This is a genomic window from Candidatus Mycobacterium wuenschmannii (assembly GCF_030252325.1).
Taxonomy (GTDB): Bacteria; Actinomycetota; Actinomycetes; order Mycobacteriales; family Mycobacteriaceae; genus Mycobacterium; species Mycobacterium wuenschmannii.
In genome coordinates this window covers 1,166,404-1,181,974 of the sequence record NZ_CP126981.1, presented here as the reverse complement: position 1 = coordinate 1,181,974, position 15,571 = coordinate 1,166,404, and the positions used below count along the sequence as shown (strand labels likewise).

Genomic DNA, 15,571 nt, shown 5'->3' with positions numbered 1-15,571 from the left:
GATTTTGATAGGTAAGTGCGGAGGGAAATGATGACTGATCGCGTGTCGGTGGGGAACCTGCGCGTCGCCCAGGTGCTGTACGACTTCGTCAACAACGAGGCTCTGCCCGGCACCGACATCGACGCCGACAGCTTCTGGGCTGGTGTAGACAAGGTCGTCACCGACCTGCAGCCGAAGAACCAGGATCTGTTGGCCCGCCGCGACCAGTTGCAGGCGCAGATCGACAAGTACCACCGCCAGCACGTCATCGAGCCGCTCGACCCCGAGGGCTACCGCGAGTTCCTGGCCGAAATCGGTTACCTGCAGCCCGAACCCGCCGATTTCACGATCACCACCGCGGGCGTCGACGACGAGATCACCACGACCGCGGGTCCGCAGCTGGTGGTTCCCGTGCTCAACGCGCGTTTCGCGCTGAACGCCGCCAACGCCCGCTGGGGCTCGCTGTATGACGCGCTGTACGGCACCGACGTGATCTCGGAGGACGGTGGCGCCGAAAAGGGCTCCAGCTACAACCGGGTCCGTGGCGACAAGGTCATCGCCTACGCCCGGGAGTTCCTCGACAAGGCCGTTCCGCTGGCCTCCGGCTCCTGGACCGACGCAACCGGCCTGAGCGTCGAGGACGGCCACCTGAAGGTCGCCACTGCCGACGGCTCGGTCGACTTGGCCGACCCGGACAAGTTCCTCGGCTACACCGGCGAACTCGGCTCCCCCAGCTGGTCGGTGCTGCTGGTCAACTACGGCCTGCACCTCGAGATCCTGGTCGACCCGGAGTCGCCGGTCGGCAAGACCGACAATGCCGGCATCAAAGACGTCGTCCTGGAGTCGGCGATCACCACGATCATGGACTTCGAGGACTCGGTTGCCGCCGTCGACGCCGACGACAAGGTGCTGGGCTACCGCAACTGGCTCGGCTTGAACCGGGGTGACCTGTCCGAAGAGGTCGACAAAGGTGGCAAGACCATCCACCGGGTGCTCAACCAGGACCGCACCTACCAGACGCCCGACGGCGGCGAGCTGACTCTGCCCGGACGCAGCCTGCTGTTCGTCCGCAACGTCGGTCACCTGATGACCAACGACGCGATCGTGGACGCCGAGGGCAACGAGACCTTCGAGGGCATCCAGGACGCCTTGTTCACCGGCCTGACCGCGATCCACGGGCTGAAGACCGGCGACGGCAACGGCCCGCTGACCAACAGCCGCACCGGGTCGGTCTACATCGTCAAGCCCAAGATGCACGGGCCCGACGAGGTCGCGTTCACCTGCGAGCTGTTCAGCCGCGTCGAGGACGTCCTCGGCCTGCCGCAGGGCACGCTGAAGGTCGGCATCATGGACGAGGAGCGCCGCACCACCGTCAACCTCAAGGCGTGTATCAAGGCCGCCGCCGACCGGGTGGTGTTCATCAACACCGGCTTCCTGGACCGCACCGGCGACGAGATCCACACCTCGATGGAAGCCGGCCCGATGATCCGCAAGGGCGCGATGAAGACCACCACGTGGATCAAGGCCTACGAGGACAACAACGTCGACACCGGCCTGGCGGCCGGCTTCAAGGGCAAGGCGCAGATCGGTAAGGGCATGTGGGCCATGACCGAGCTGATGGCCGACATGATGGAGCAGAAGATCGGCCAGCCGAAAGCCGGCGCCACCACCGCGTGGGTGCCCTCGCCGACGGCGGCCACCCTGCACGCCATGCACTACCACTACGTCGACGTCGGTTCCGTGCAGGAGGAGCTCGAGGGCAAGAAGCGCGCCACCATCGACGAGCTGCTGACGGTCCCGCTGGCCAAGGAGCTGGCCTGGGCCCCGGAGGAGATCCGTGAAGAGGTCGACAACAACTGCCAGTCGATCTTGGGCTACGTCGTCCGCTGGATCGACGCCGGAGTCGGCTGCTCGAAGGTGCCGGACATCCACGACGTCGCGTTGATGGAAGACCGTGCCACGCTGCGGATTTCCAGCCAACTCCTGGCCAACTGGCTACGGCATGGCGTCATCACCGAAGAGGACGTCCGCGCTAGCCTGGAGCGGATGGCTCCGCTGGTGGACGAGCAGAACGCCGGTGATTCCGGGTACCTGCCGATGGCTCCCAACTTCGATGACAGCATCGCGTTCCTGGCCGCGCAGGAGCTGATCCTGCAGGGCGCGCAACAGCCCAGTGGCTACACCGAGCCGATCCTGCACCGGCGCCGTCGCGAGTTCAAGGCTCGCGCTCACGGGTGACGCGGTTCAGGACAACTGGACCACTTCGATGACCGACGGTCGAGGACACCTCCGGCGCTCAGGAGAGGACCGGCATGGGTAGGCACAGGGCTCCCGACGACGACAACGAGCCGATCGACGAGCCGTCGGACGACTTCCCCGAGTCGGAAGACTTCGGCGACCCGGCCGGCTACCGCGAGCCGCCGAGTTTTGCCGCCGACGAGCCGCCCTACCCGGGTTCGTTCTCGGCTCCGCGCTACCCGAGCCCGCCGCCGGCGGAATCGTCTGACGAGTTCGACGACGGCCCAGGCTTTTTCGGCTTCGACGAGCCGGACGACCACCGCGGCGGATTCACGCCACCGGAGCCTCCGGAGCGCGACCTGCCTCCCGTCGACATCGACCCGCCGGACGACTTCCCAAGCTTTTCCCGCCGAGAGCCCAGCGCACCGACTCCCCCGCCGCCCTCGGACCCACCGACCGGCGGTCACCGCGGGTTGCCGGGCTTCAGCGGTGGCCACCGCAACGAAGGCGGGCGTCGCGGCGTCAGCATCGGCGTGATTGGCGCGTTGGTCTCGGTCGTCGTGGTGGTCGGCGTCGTCATCCTGTGGCGCTTCTTCGGTGACGCGCTGTCCAACCGGTCGCACAACGCTCGATGCGTCGGTGAGAAGCAACCGGTCGCCGTCATCGCCGATCCGTCCATCGCCGAACAGGTGCAACATCTCGCCGAACGTTTCAACGCTCAGTCGGCGCCGGTCGGCGACCATTGCGTCGCGGTCGGGGTGAAATCCGCGGGCTCCGACGCGGTCGTCGACGGCTTCATCGGCAAGTGGCCCGGCGACCTGGGTCAGCGCCCGGCGCTGTGGATCCCGGGCAGTTCGGTGTCGGCCGCCCGACTGACCGCCGCCGCAGGCAAGGAGACAGTGACCGACAGCCGGTCGCTGGTCACCTCGCCGGTGGTGCTCGCGGTGCGCCCCGAACTCCAGAAGGCCCTGGCCGACCAGAAGTGGGCGGCGCTGCCGGACCTGCAGACAAAACCCGATTCGCTGGCAGCGCTGAAGCTGGCGAACTGGGGTTCGTTGCGGCTGGCGCTGCCTCTCGGCGGCAACAGCGATGCCGCGTTCCTTGCCGGTGAAGCGGTGGCCGCCGAATCCGTTCCGCCCGGAGCGCCGCCGACCAACGGGAACGGCGCGGTCCGCACGCTGATCGGTGGGCAACCGAAGCTGGCCGACAACTCGCTCGTCGAGGCGATGAACGCGCTGCTCAAGCCGGGCGACGCGGCGACCGCACCAGTGCACGCCGTGGTCACGACCGAGCAGCAGGTGTTCGCCCGCGGACAGTCGCAGTCTGATGCCGGTAACACGTTGAGCGCGTGGCTGCCGCCGGGCGCCGCCGCCGTTGCCGACTACCCCACCGTCCTTCTCAGCGGATCGTGGCTGACGCAGGAGGAAACCACCGCGGCCAGCGAGTTCGCCCGCTTCATGCACAAGCCCGACCAGCTGTCCGAACTGGCCAAGGCCGGTTTCCGCGCCGAGGGCACCAAGACGCCCAAGAGTGACGTCACGGGATTCCCCACGCTGCCGTCGACGCTGTCGGTGGGTGATGACGGCACGCGTGCCGCGCTGGCCAACGCCGTCTCGGCCCCGGCCAGCGCGCCGGCGGCGACCATCATGCTCGAGCAGTCGATGACCACCGACGAGGGCGGCAAGACGCGGTTGGGCAACGTGGTCACTGCGCTCAACGACCGGATCAAGTCGCTGGCGCCCAACGCCGTGATCGGGCTGTGGACCTTCGACGGCAAGGAGGGCCGCGCCGAGGTGCCGGCGGGACCACTGGGCGATCAGGTCGACGGCAAGCCGCGCTCCGAGGAGCTGGCGGCGGTGCTGGACCGGCAGCACGCGTCGTCCGGTGGAGCGGTGTCGTTCACCACGCTGCGACTGATCTATCAGGGCGCACAGGCTAATTTCCATGCCGGACAAACGAATTCGGTGTTGGTGATCACGTCCGGGCCGCACACCGACCAGAGCCTCGGCGGCCAGGGCTTGCAGGACTTCATCAAGCAGGCCGCCGACCCGGCCAGGCCAGTCGCGGTCAACGTCATCGACTTTGGATCCGACTCCGACCGGGAGACATGGGAGGCCGTCGCCAAGTTGTCCGGCGGGAGCTACCAGAACCTGTCGACGTCGGCGTCGCCCGATCTGGCGACCGCGGTGACCAATTTCCTGAGCTGACGGCTCATCCGGCACGTCGGACAAAGTTCAGGTTTGTCACGGGCAGCGTTCGAATTTTACTCGGCAAAATTCGAACCTCGCCTGAGTCCAAACTGTGCTTGTGACTTTTGCGTGGTGCCCGTAGGCGCTGCATATGCGGCAACCGCGGATGCTCACCAGCGGAAGTTCGCTAAGTCCTTTAGTGAATCGATTCACATTGGAGTTTTGTCCAATTACTCAGACGAAGCTCAGGTAGAGTTCGGCCTTGTCGTAACACTGTGACCTGCACCACAGCGCGGTGTCTGGATAAGGAGATGTCCGTCATGCAATACGCCCTGCGCCCCTACGCCACCGCCGGAGTCGCCCTGGTCGGCGCCAGCATCATCGCCGTCACCCCGGTTGTGGTGCCGTTGCCCGAAGTCCAAACGCGGTCGGTGCAACTGGTCGACGCCTGGGCGGATCTGGTCACCGACACCACGGCGAACCTGACAAGCATCGCCAACAACGCCGACATCGCCGGCATCACGTCGGTGTTCAACGCCTTGGCTACCAACCCAATCGGGGTCTTCCAGGCGCTGACCGACCTGACACCGACCGTCTCCGCCGACCTGGGCTCGCTGCCCGGCTCCGTCAGCGTCGAGCTGCCACCGGGGCTGGCGCTGCTGTTTGCCCAGATCAGTGCTGAAGGTGCGGGCATCGGCGCGATCAACGATGTCATCGGGCAGTTGGCGAGCAACCCGGCCGGCGCATTCAACACCCTGCTCGAAGCGCCGGCCGTCATCGCAAACGCCTTCCTCAACGGTGATGGCGACATCAACCTGCTCAACGGCCTCGTCAACATCACGGGATTCAGCGGGCTGCTCGCGCCGCTGGGTGACGTCGGTATCAACCTCAACCTCAGCGGTCTGCTCGACGCCCTCGGTGTCGGCGGCCTGAATCTGAACGTCCTCGGCGTCGATCTGAGCGACCTGCTCAGCCAGCTGGGACTGGGCGACAACCTCGACCTCGGCGGCCTGATCGACGCCCTGGGCCTGAACGACGGCGTCGGCCTGGGCACGCTGCTCGGCAACCCGACGCTGGGTGACCTTCTGGGCGCCTTCGGTCTCGGCGGGCTCGGGCTTGGCTCCTTCGACCTGACCAGCGTGTTGAGTGGCCTGGGACTGGACGGCAACGTTGACCTGAACAACCTGGGACTTGACGGAGTCCTGGCCGCGTTCGGACTCGACGCGCCGATCAACACTCCCCTGATCGACTTGTTGGAGAGCCTGAATCTCGGCAGCTTCCTGGACCAGGGGCTTGGTTCGACACTGCCGGCAGGTTTGCTCAGCGGTGTCTTGGCACCGCTGAACAGCGTTCTCGGCGACCTGTTGGGGAACCTTCAAATCCCGCTTGTAGGTTCGCTCGGCGGCGTCCTGAACAGTTTGTTCGGGATCTCAGTCGACAACCTGTTAGACCCCGGCGACCTCATTGCGGCGCTGAACCAAGTCACCATCGGTCAGTTGTTGGAGGGTCCGACCATTACCGAGAGCGTCAGCGGTCTGCTCACAGCACTGGGAGTTGACCTGCCAAACAACCTGTCGATCGGCGACATCCTCACCGGTTTGGGTTTCTCGCCGGATACCGGCTTGTTGACGCTCGACGACCTGCTCGGCGGGTTCAACCTGGACAATATCGACCTGACCGGCTTCCTGAACGGCCTCAGCCTGAACCTGGGCGATCTGCTGGACGGCCTGAACCTGTCGGGCCTGGGGCTCGACCTGACCCAGCTGGGCGACCTGTCCAACCTGACCCTGGACGGCCTGCTCGGCGCCCTGGGGCTGGGCGACCTGGCTCAAATCACCATCGACCCGTTCGGTGGCCTGATCACGCAGCTGGCCGAGACCATTCCGCAGCAGATCCTCACCGCGCTGGGCGGTTAGGCGTAGGACTCCACCGGCGGGCAGGAGCAGACGAGGTTGCGGTCGCCGTAGGCGCCGTCGATACGGCGCACCGGCGGCCACACCTTGGGCCGGTAGTCCTTGCCCAGCGGGTATGCCGCGACCTCGCGGGTGTACGGATGCTCCCACTTGTCCACCAGCAGGCACTCGGCGGTGTGCGGCGCCCCGCGCAGCGGGTTGTCCTCCACCGTCCATTCGCCCGCGCCGACCCTGTCGATCTCGCCGCGGATCGCAATCATCGCCTCGCAGAACGCGTCCACCTCTTCGAGGCTCTCGCTCTCGGTGGGCTCGACCATCAGCGTGCCGGCGACCGGGAAGCTCATCGTCGGCGCGTGGAAACCGTAGTCCGCCAACCGCTTTGCCACATCGTCGACCGTCACGCCGGTCGACTTGGTGATCGGCCGCAGGTCCAGGATGCACTCGTGGGCGACCATGCCGTTCTCGCCGGTGTAGAGCACCGGGTAGTACTCGTCGAGCCGGCGGGCGATGTAGTTTGCTGAGGCGATCGCGGTCAGCGAGGCGGCGCGCAGACCCGGAGCGCCCATCATCCGGATGTAGGCCCAGCTGATCGGCAGGATCGACGCCGAGCCATAGGGGGCGGCCGAAACCGTCGGGCCGCCTGGCAATTCCGGCGCATACGGGTGGCCGGGCAGGAACGGCGCCAGGTGCGAGCGTGCCGCCACCGGACCCACGCCGGGGCCGCCGCCGCCGTGCGGGATGCAGAAGGTCTTGTGCAGGTTCAGGTGGCTGACGTCACCGCCGAACTTGCCGGGCCGAGCGAGGCCGACCAGTGCGTTCAGGTTGGCGCCGTCGATGTAGACCTGACCGCCGGCATCGTGCACGGCGGCGCAGACGTCAGCGACGTCCTGCTCGTAGACTCCGTGCGTCGACGGGTAGGTGATCATCAGCGTCGACAGGCGGTCGGCATGCTCACTGACCTTTGCTCGCAGATCGTCGAGGTCGACGTCACCATTCGAACGACACGCCACCACAACGACTTTCATGCCGGCCAGCGCGGCGGACGCGGCGTTGGTGCCGTGCGCGCTGGACGGGATCAGGCAGATGTTGCGCTCCGACTCGCCACGGCTGGCGTGGTAGGCGTGGATGGCCAGCAGGCCCGCGTACTCGCCCTGCGATCCGGCGTTGGGCTGCAACGAGACCGCGTCGTATCCGGTCAGATTCACCAGCCAGGTCTCCAGGTCGGCGATCAGCCGCCGCAGGCCCGCGCTGTCGGAGGCCGGTGCGAACGGGTGCTGACGTGCGAACTCCGGCCAGGTGATCGACTCCATCTCGGCGGCGGCGTTCAGCTTCATCGTGCACGAGCCGAGCGGAATCATGGTGCGGTCCAACGCAAGATCCTTGTCCGCCAGCGAGCGCAGGTAGCGCATCATCGACGTCTCGGTGCGGTACTTGACGAACGCCGGGTGGGTCAGGAATTCCGATGTGCGCGTGGCGATCTCAACAGGTGACGCCTTGGCGGCCGAGACAGCGAACGCCTCCAGCACCGCGGCGACGTGGGCGTCGGTGGTCACCTCGTCGCAGGTCACCGACACGTGGTCGTCGTCCACCCGCCAGAGGTTGATGCCGTGGGCCTTGGCCGCGGCGATCACCTCGTCGGCGTGACCCGGAACGTGGGCCACCACGGTGTCAAAGTACTTGTCGTACACCAACGTATCGCCGAGCGCGGCGGCGATGGCCGCGGCGTGGCCGTGCACCCGCCGAGCGATGCCGCGCAGGCCGTCGGCGCCGTGGTAGCTCGCGTACATCGCGGCCATGACAGACAGCAGCACCTGCGCGGTGCAGATGTTGCTGGTCGCCTTGTCGCGGCGGATGTGCTGCTCGCGGGTCTGCAACGCCAACCGAAACGCCGGCGAGCCGTCCGCGTCGACGGACACTCCGACCAGCCGGCCCGGCAACTGGCGGGCGTGCTTCTCGTGCACCACCAGGTAACCGGCGTGCGGTCCGCCGAATCCCATTGGCACACCGAATCTTTGGGTGTTACCGAACGCGACGTCGGCACCGATGTCCCCCGGCGGCGTGACCAGTGTCAGCGCCAGCAGGTCGGCGCCGACGGCCACCAACGCCCCGCGGTCGTGCGCCTCGGAGATCAGCGCCGACCAGTCGGTGAGCCGGCCACTCGCGCCGGGTAGCTGCGCGATCACGCCGAAGAACTCGTCTCCTTCCGGCAGAGCCGGAAGACCACTGCGCAGGTCGGCGGCCAGGATCTCAATTCCCAGGGGCTCGGCGCGGGTGGCGAGAATCGCCGCGGTCTGGGCGAAAACGTCGATGTCGACCGCCAGCTTGTTCGCATTGCCCTTCACCGCGCGGTGCATCAGCGTCATGGCCTCAGCGGCCGCGGTGCCCTCGTCGAGCATCGACGCGTTCGCCACCTCGAGACCAGTCAGGTCGGCGACCATGGTCTGGAAGTTGAGCAGCGCCTCGAGTCGGCCCTGGCTGATCTCCGGCTGATACGGCGTGTAGGCGGTGTACCAGGCCGGGTTCTCCAGGATGTTCCGCAGCAGCACCGGCGGTGTGTAGGTGTCGTAGTAGCCCTGACCGATCATCGACACCGCGGTGGTGTTCTGGTCGGCCAGCGCACGCAGTTCGGCCAGCGCCTCGGCCTCGCTGGCGGCGGGCGGTAGCTGGTCCAGCCCGGGTGCGGCGCCGGATTCGGTCAGCGCGTCAAGGATTCCGGCGGGCAGCGCGCGGCGGGCGAGATCATCCAGCGAACCGACACCGATGACGTCGAGCATCGTCGCGATAGCGGTGCTGTCCGGGCCGATGTGCCGGTCGGCGAACAGGGGATTGGTGTAGTCGGACACGGCGGACTCCTGACGAAAGAGGCAGGTCCTCCCCCTCTGTCGTCTACCCGAACCGGGCGCCTGAGAGATTCGACATCAGCTGTCTTTCCCCATGGGCGGGCGACTCGAGGTCACCGCTTTCCAGAGGCATCGGGGTCCGGCGCGGTCCGGGTGCCTGAGAGGTTGACGGAGAGGTATTGCTCCTTCGGCGCCCGTGGCTGGCGGCCACGGAACTCTCCCGCGCGAGAACGATGCGTCGTCGAGTTTACCGACTCGATGCCCGCGGCACAGCCGGCGGCACCGATAGGACCGGCCCGATCAGCCGATTTTGCGGTCGCGGTGCTTGCGCCGCGAGGCCAGTTCGTCTTCGGGCGCCTCGATCGACTCGCCGCCGTCGGCGCGCTCGCCGGGGAAATCCGCGATGGCACCGGTCAGTTCGCGCATCGCGCCGGAGACGGCGATGCCGAACACGCCCTGTCCGCCCTGCAGCAGATCGACGACCTCCTCGGCGGAGGTGCACTCGTAGACCGTGGTGCCGTCGGAGAACAGCGTGATGTTGGCCAGGTCCTGTACGCCGCGCTGGCGCAGGTGGTCGACGGCGACGCGGATGTTGTGCAGGGAGATGCCGGTGTCCAGCAGCCGCTTGACGATCTTGAGCACCAGGATGTCTTTGAACGAGTACAGGCGCTGGCTGCCGGAGCCTGCGGCGCTGCGAATCGAGGGCACCACCAACGAGGTACGGGCCCAGTAGTCCAGCTGGCGGTAGGTGATGCCGGCGATCTGGCAGGCGCTGGGTCCGCGGTAGCCGACGAGTTCATCGGGGACGGAGTCGTCGGGGAACAAGCCGCCCTGCACGGGCTCGGCCGTCACGTGGATCGCCTGGTCAGGTTCCGGCGCCGAACTGTCATCGAGCGCGGTCAACGACTCGAGATCCAGTTGATCCTGACGTGGCTGATCTCCCACGGGGGCTTCCTCTCGCCGATCGCGCTCGTTACGGGGCTGCAGGTTTCCGCGTTTGCTCAATCGAGTGCTTGTGAGCATACGCTTTTCGACTCGCTGTCGTGTTTGTAGAACTAATCAGTCGAAGCAAAGTATGGCGGTCGACGCGGTGAGCCCACGCTATCCGTCGGGCGTGTCGAGGGCGAACTCGCAGTTGAGACGCATCCGTGATATTGCCGATTCAGATCTGCAGCGCACGATTTCGGCACGCCGCATCCAGTGCGACGCCGCGAGGGGTTCGGCGTGTTATGTGGCTTTGAAATCGTCCGGCGAGACGCTGTCGAGAAACTCCTTGAACTTCTCGACCTCGTCTTCGCGGACGGCGGTCGGCTCGTCGTCGTTCTCGTCGGGAATGAGCAGGCCCGCCTCGGCGAGCACCGCCTCCTCGACATAGATCGGCACACCCACCCGCAGCGCGATCGCCACCGAATCCGACGGCCGCGCCGACACGGTGATGTCGCGGTCGAAGATCAGGTCGGCGTAGAAGGTGCCTTCCTGCAGATCGACGATGCGCACCTCTTTGAGCGAATGTCCAAGCGCGGCAATGAGATCACGGATCAGGTCGTGGGTCAGCGGACGAGGCGGCTCGACGCCCTGCTGCTCGAGGGCGATTGCGGCAGCCTCGGACTGGCCGATCCAGATGGGCAGGTAACGATCACCGTCGGCCTCGCGCAGCAGCAGCACCGGCTGGTTCTGCGGCTGCTCGACGCGAATGCCGACGACGCGAACTTCACCCATCTGTGTCTGCCCTCCGCACGTGCTGCCGTTTCCGGATCAGACCTGCGCGGACGTCGCGGTGCAAACACCAAGCCGCCGTGCGCAAGCTGTGGTTCCGAAGTCTAGTCCTTCAGCGGTGGAGAACGTCGCGCACTGCGGACTTGATCAACGAGGTGTGCAGCGTGATGGCCAGGGCGGCGACTTCGCGCGCCAGGTCGTCGGCGCGGTCGCGCGAACCGGTTTTGTTGGCCTTCACGAGAGGCCCGGCGATCTGCGCGATCAGATCGGATTGCCGGTCCGCCGCGGAGCGGAATGCGCGCAGATGGCGCGGTTCGACGCCGTAGTCGGCGAGCGCGCGGGCGCACTGCAGAATCACCACGGCATGCTCGTCGAAGAACCCGCCCGGCCCGGTGGTGATCACGCCCGCTTTGAGCAAAGCCGTCAGCAGGTCGTCGTCGACACCCGAGCGATCCAGCAGATCCTCACGGCTGAGCCGGACGCGGGTGGGTGCGACAGCCACCGAGTCGGTCTCGGCCGGCGCGCCGTCGCCCACCGTCACCAATCGCGGTACGCCGTAAGGCGATCCGGAAAGCGGCAACTCGCCGTCGGGTTGCGCGTCGAGTTGCGCCTTGATGACCTTGAGCGGCAGGTACTGATCGCGCTGCGCCGTCAGGATGAAGCGCAGCCGAGCACAGTCGTAAGCCGTGAACCGGCGATAGCCCGACGCCGCGCGTTGCGGCGTTACGAGACCCTCTGCCTCCAAGAAGCGAATCTTGGAGATCGTCACATCCGGGAAGTCTGGGCGTAGCAGGTCGAGGACCGCTCCGATCGACATCCCGCTCAGCGCGGGGGTCTCGGGCGCGGTCACTAGCCTCCCGACCCTCCGTCTTCGCCCGCCTTGGGCCCGGTCAGGAAGACCAAGCGGAACTTACCGATCTGGACCTCGTCGCCGTTGGCCAGCACGGCCGAGTCGACCGGTTCGCGGTTGACGTAGGTGCCGTTGAGGCTGCCGACGTCCACGACGTGAAACTCGTCGGTCTCCAAGCGGAATTCGGCGTGCCGGCGGCTGACCGTGACGTCGTCGAGGAAGATGTCGCTGTCGGGGTGACGGCCGGCCGACGTGGTGGGTTGATCGAGCAGGAACCGGGAACCGGCATTCGGGCCCCGTTTGACGACCAGCAACGCTGAACCGGCCGGAAGCCCCTCGACGCCGGACACCGAGGTCTCGGAGCCCGACTGCGCGGGAGCGTCCAACTCATTGAGGAAGTCGGCGCGGAAAACCGAAGTCGTTTCCACGGTGACTTCATCAGAAGTCAGGTCGTTGTCCTTGTCCGTCACCCGCTGCTCCTCACTGGCCGCTGCTGCGTTGTCTGGTTGGGTTCGGCCGACCGGCTTCCCACCCGCTGTGACCGTCGATGTGACGACCGTACCGCGCACAGGAGCCCAATGTGCCGTCCCCCGCCGGATCGGCGGCTACATCTGGCAGCCGCGCGTGTTCCATCCCGGTTCGGCCCGTTGTCGTCGGGCGGAGGGAACGATAACAAGGGTCACTCAGACAGTGAGCCGCGGTAGGTCTCGGCGTCCAGCAGATCGCCGAATCCCTTGTCCAGCGCCGCACTGTCGACCTGCAGGTCGATTAGCCATCCGCCGCCGTAGGGCTCGGAATTGACCAGCTCGGGGCTGCCATCCAGATCCTCGTTCACCGCAACGACTTTCGCCGACAACGGCGCGTACAAGTCAGAGACCGACTTGGTGGACTCCACCTCGCCGAAGGCCTCCCCCGCGTTCAGTTCGTCACCCACGTCGGGCAGCCGGACGAACACGACGTCGCCAAGCGCCGACTGGGCGAAGTCCGTGATACCCACCCGGACGGTGTCGTCACCGGTTCGCCGAACCCACTCGTGGTCGGTGGTGTAGTGCAAATCTGGTGGGATTTCGCTCACGGTGTTCCTGTTCTTGTCGGTGACTACTTGACGGGCTGAGCGTATTGGCGCGGTTTCGGTTGCCGCAAGGCGGTGATGCTGACCTTGTCGGACTGTTGAACCGTCATGGTCCCGCCGACCCGCTTGACGCTGTCCACCGCGCCGCCGGGAATGTTCATCGCCGCGGCCAGGGTCGGCGGATCGCCAATGGCGACAACCGAATACGGCGGCATCAGGGTCTTGCTGTCGACGGTCAACGCGCCCGGGGTGCCGACGATCCAGGTGTCGACGCCGGTGCGCACGGCCTGGTGGCGGTCGCTGATCTGGATCGCCTCGGCGCCGGCGGCGCGCAACTCGTCGAGCACGTCGAGCATCGCCTGCGGCGCGACACCCGGACCCGGGTCCTCGATGCGTACCGTGACGCCCGGGCCGTTGGCGCCGACGGTGCCGATCAGGATCGACAGCGCCGCGAGCCGGGCCTGGGCGTTCTGGATCGCGGTCTGGTCGCTGCTGCCCGAGGCCTGCAGGGCGTTCAGCGAGCGTTGCAGCTCTGCAACTTCGGTGCTGAGCGTGGCCTCTCGCTGCCGCAGCGAATCCAGCAGCACCAACAGGTCGGCGGGGCGGGCGGTGTCCAATGAGTCGCCGGAGGTGGTTTGGTGCACCTGAGTTGCGATGGCGACACCCAGCAAGAGGCACAGCATCACCGCCAGGGTGCCGAACACCGTGCGACCCCGCCGCAGAAACCCGCGGGGTTGCAGTTCGCCGATCGCGGGCTTGGGCTCGTGCGACCCCAATTCGTGGCGGCCGTGCTCGTCGTCGGACACCCGCTCGATCTTCTGCGTCGCAGTGTCATCGGCAACGGCCTCGATCTTCTGCGTCGCGGCGTCGTCCGGGTCGGTGTCGCTCATGTCGGCCTCACGTCCATCACGCCCCGAACAGCCTGCGGCGCAGCGCCGCGGCGTTGCCGAAGATACGGATACCCAGGACGACGATGATCGCGGTCGACAGCTGCGTGCCGACACCCAATTGGTCACCGACGTAGACGACCAGTGCCGCGACCAACACGTTGAACACGAACGACACCACGAAGACCTTGGGGTCGAAAATCCGTTCCAGGTAAGCCCGTAACCCGCCGAAGACGGCGTCGAGGGCGGCGACCACCGCGATGGGCAGGTACGGCTGGACGATCTCCGGCACGTTGGGGTGGAAAACCAGACCCAGCACAATCCCGACGGCCAGTGCTGCGATACCGATCATCGGTGCTGTGCTCCTGCTACTCGGACTTTTCGCACTACGGACCAATCTGTTTGGCGAACTTGACATCTCGCGCCGCCCCGGCGGGCAGCGTGAGGTTGTCCTTGGCGCTGACGTCGACGCCGACCCCGTACGACGTCTCCAACAACCGCAGACGGCGCAGTCCCGGGCTGTTGTTGAACACATCCTGCATGGCGTGCGGCGGCCCGATCGCGAGCACCGCGTACGGGCTGCTGGTGGGATTGTTGTCGACGAGAATCGCACCACCCGCCTGCCGGATGGTGACGTTCGGGCCCACGCGAACCCCGTCGACCGAGATCGCTTCGGCACCACTGGCCCACAGCGAGTTGACCACCAACTGCAGGTCGCGGTCGAGGATGATCTGCTGACTGCCGGCCACCCGCTGCTTGGACACGTCGGACAGATTGCGGCTGACACCCGGATCGGTCACGGTGACACTCAGCCCCGGGCCGGTGACCGGGGTGCTGGCGGCCGCCAGGCTGAGTCGGTCGAGGCTCGCCAGCAGCCGACGCCCGGCGGCGTCCTCGGCCAGCGCGTGGCGCTGTACGTCGTCGCGTTGCGCCGCAAGCGAATTGCGCTCCTTGGTGAGCTGTGAGGTCGTCTTCTCCTCGGATCGGACGCCGGTCGCCAGCACCCGCTGGGCCGCGCTCACGCCGGGCGCGACCAGTCTCGCCTGCGCGACCGCGGCTGCGAACACCGCGGCCACCAGCAGCGCCGCCAGCGCCTGCCAGAACCAGCCCTGCGCCCGCGCCCGCCCGGTCGGCTCGTCGCCGGCGTCGCGCTTAGCGGCGGCCGCAGCGTAACCGGGATCGAGATGCTCGGACAGCAACGCGCGCAGCAGCGATGGGACCGGGATCCGCTGCACCCTTCCGGCCTGGTGTGCGCTGAGCCCGGAATAGGGCTCGTAGCCGCCGAGCGCCTGGTCAGGCATTGCGGACCCGCACCGCTGGCATCCGGCGCAGCACGATCACGACCTGGTAGGCGTACACCATGAACGACCAGAGGTACATGTATGTACCCCAGATTAAAAAGGCCCAGCCGCAAGCCAATACGACGCGACTCCACAGTGCGTCCCACTGGCCCAACAGGATCAGCGGGAACGCCGACATCAACGCGAACGTCGCCGCCTTGCCGACGTAGATCACCGGCAACGCCGTGATGCCCCGCGTGCGCAGCAGCGGCAACTCGGCGGCCAGCAGGACGTCGCGAACCAGCAGGATCGCGATGATCCACCACGGCAGGATGTGCGCCAGCCCGAACGCGATCGGTGTCGTCACCATGTACAGCCGGTCGACGAACGGGTCGAGATAGGCGCCCAGTTTCGAGGACTGGTTCATCAACCGGGCGATCTTGCCGTCGGCCCAGTCCGACGCGCCGCTGAACATCAGGATGGCCACCGCCCACCCGTTGGCGTGCGCGACGAGCAGGAGATAGATGAAGACCGGGATCAAGACCAGACGGAGTCCGCTGAGCACGTTGGGCACCGTCAGCAGCCGGTCGTGGGCGGGCCGGTTCAT

General features: G+C 66.8%; 13 protein-coding genes and 2 riboswitches. Of the genes, 3 read left to right on the top strand and 10 right to left on the bottom strand.

Going from position 1 to position 15,571, the window contains the following annotated elements; translation table 11 throughout:
- The first annotated feature begins 30 nt into the window (after positions 1–30).
- From PT015_RS05705 to PT015_RS05695, 3 genes are all read left to right on the top strand, one after another.
- Positions 31–2,217 carry a malate synthase G gene (locus PT015_RS05705; protein ID WP_285189472.1) on the top strand — a complete coding sequence of 729 codons (2,187 nt, stop codon included), beginning with the start codon at positions 31–33 and terminating at the stop codon, positions 2,215–2,217.
- A gap of 74 nt (positions 2,218–2,291) precedes the next feature.
- Positions 2,292–4,424: a substrate-binding domain-containing protein gene (locus PT015_RS05700; protein WP_285189470.1), complete on the top strand. Its 2,133-nt coding sequence runs from the start codon at positions 2,292–2,294 to the stop codon at positions 4,422–4,424.
- A 293-nt stretch (positions 4,425–4,717) separates the two neighbouring features.
- Positions 4,718–6,322 carry a hypothetical protein gene (locus PT015_RS05695; RefSeq protein WP_285189467.1) on the top strand — a complete coding sequence of 535 codons (1,605 nt, stop codon included), beginning with the start codon at positions 4,718–4,720 and terminating at the stop codon, positions 6,320–6,322.
- On the opposite strand, the gene gcvP is transcribed toward PT015_RS05695, so the two are convergent.
- From gcvP to PT015_RS05645, 10 genes are all read right to left on the bottom strand, one after another.
- Positions 6,319–9,141, bottom strand: a complete 2,823-nt coding sequence (gene gcvP, locus PT015_RS05690; protein WP_390887999.1) for an aminomethyl-transferring glycine dehydrogenase — start codon at positions 9,139–9,141, stop codon at positions 6,319–6,321. The genes PT015_RS05695 and gcvP overlap by 4 nt on opposite strands.
- Positions 9,142–9,188: 47 nt before the next feature.
- Positions 9,189–9,294: riboswitch (glycine riboswitch) on the bottom strand.
- Positions 9,295–9,392: riboswitch (glycine riboswitch) on the bottom strand.
- A 67-nt stretch (positions 9,393–9,459) separates the two neighbouring features.
- Complete coding sequence (locus PT015_RS05685; protein WP_285189463.1) at positions 9,460–10,104, bottom strand: MerR family transcriptional regulator; 645 nt, start codon at positions 10,102–10,104, stop codon at positions 9,460–9,462.
- A 282-nt stretch (positions 10,105–10,386) separates the two neighbouring features.
- Positions 10,387–10,878 carry a bifunctional nuclease family protein gene (locus PT015_RS05680; RefSeq protein ID WP_285189462.1) on the bottom strand — a complete coding sequence of 164 codons (492 nt, stop codon included), beginning with the start codon at positions 10,876–10,878 and terminating at the stop codon, positions 10,387–10,389.
- Between the two features lie 109 nt (positions 10,879–10,987).
- The gene (ftsR, locus tag PT015_RS05675) at positions 10,988–11,725 is read right to left on the bottom strand and encodes a transcriptional regulator FtsR (protein WP_285189459.1); all 738 of its coding nucleotides are present in this window, start codon (positions 11,723–11,725) and stop codon (positions 10,988–10,990) included.
- Positions 11,725–12,195, bottom strand: a complete 471-nt coding sequence (gene garA, locus PT015_RS05670; protein ID WP_285189457.1) for a glycogen accumulation regulator GarA — start codon at positions 12,193–12,195, stop codon at positions 11,725–11,727. Before garA ends, ftsR begins: the two co-directional genes overlap by 1 nt.
- Before the next feature lie 209 nt (positions 12,196–12,404).
- The gene (gene gcvH, locus PT015_RS05665) at positions 12,405–12,800 is read right to left on the bottom strand and encodes a glycine cleavage system protein GcvH (RefSeq protein ID WP_285189455.1); all 396 of its coding nucleotides are present in this window, start codon (positions 12,798–12,800) and stop codon (positions 12,405–12,407) included.
- A 23-nt stretch (positions 12,801–12,823) separates the two neighbouring features.
- Positions 12,824–13,687: a DUF881 domain-containing protein gene (locus tag PT015_RS05660; protein ID WP_285189453.1), complete on the bottom strand. Its 864-nt coding sequence runs from the start codon at positions 13,685–13,687 to the stop codon at positions 12,824–12,826.
- A 16-nt stretch (positions 13,688–13,703) separates the two neighbouring features.
- Positions 13,704–14,036, bottom strand: coding sequence for a small basic family protein (locus PT015_RS05655; protein WP_285189451.1), 333 nt, complete (start codon positions 14,034–14,036; stop codon positions 13,704–13,706).
- Between the two features lie 34 nt (positions 14,037–14,070).
- Positions 14,071–14,985, bottom strand: a complete 915-nt coding sequence (locus tag PT015_RS05650; RefSeq protein WP_285189449.1) for a DUF881 domain-containing protein — start codon at positions 14,983–14,985, stop codon at positions 14,071–14,073.
- On the bottom strand, positions 14,978–15,571 hold the full coding sequence (locus PT015_RS05645) for a CDP-alcohol phosphatidyltransferase family protein (protein WP_285189448.1): 594 nt from the start codon (positions 15,569–15,571) through the stop codon (positions 14,978–14,980). Before PT015_RS05645 ends, PT015_RS05650 begins: the two co-directional genes overlap by 8 nt.

What these genes read in the sequence shown, in the direction of transcription:
- PT015_RS05695 (WP_285189467.1), top strand. Translation starts at nt 4,718, where the DNA reads ATGTCCGTCATGCAATACGCCCTGCGCCCCTACGCCACCGCCGGAGTC.
- PT015_RS05680 (WP_285189462.1), bottom strand. Translation starts at nt 10,878, where the DNA reads ATGGGTGAAGTTCGCGTCGTCGGCATTCGCGTCGAGCAGCCGCAGAAC.
- PT015_RS05660 (WP_285189453.1), bottom strand. Translation starts at nt 13,687, where the DNA reads ATGAGCGACACCGACCCGGACGACGCCGCGACGCAGAAGATCGAGGCC.
- PT015_RS05650 (WP_285189449.1), bottom strand. Translation starts at nt 14,985, where the DNA reads ATGCCTGACCAGGCGCTCGGCGGCTACGAGCCCTATTCCGGGCTCAGC.
- PT015_RS05645 (WP_285189448.1), bottom strand. Translation starts at nt 15,571, where the DNA reads ATGAACCGGCCCGCCCACGACCGGCTGCTGACGGTGCCCAACGTGCTC.
- PT015_RS05655 (WP_285189451.1), bottom strand. Translation starts at nt 14,036, where the DNA reads ATGATCGGTATCGCAGCACTGGCCGTCGGGATTGTGCTGGGTCTGGTT.
- PT015_RS05705 (WP_285189472.1), top strand. Translation starts at nt 31, where the DNA reads ATGACTGATCGCGTGTCGGTGGGGAACCTGCGCGTCGCCCAGGTGCTG.
- PT015_RS05700 (WP_285189470.1), top strand. Translation starts at nt 2,292, where the DNA reads ATGGGTAGGCACAGGGCTCCCGACGACGACAACGAGCCGATCGACGAG.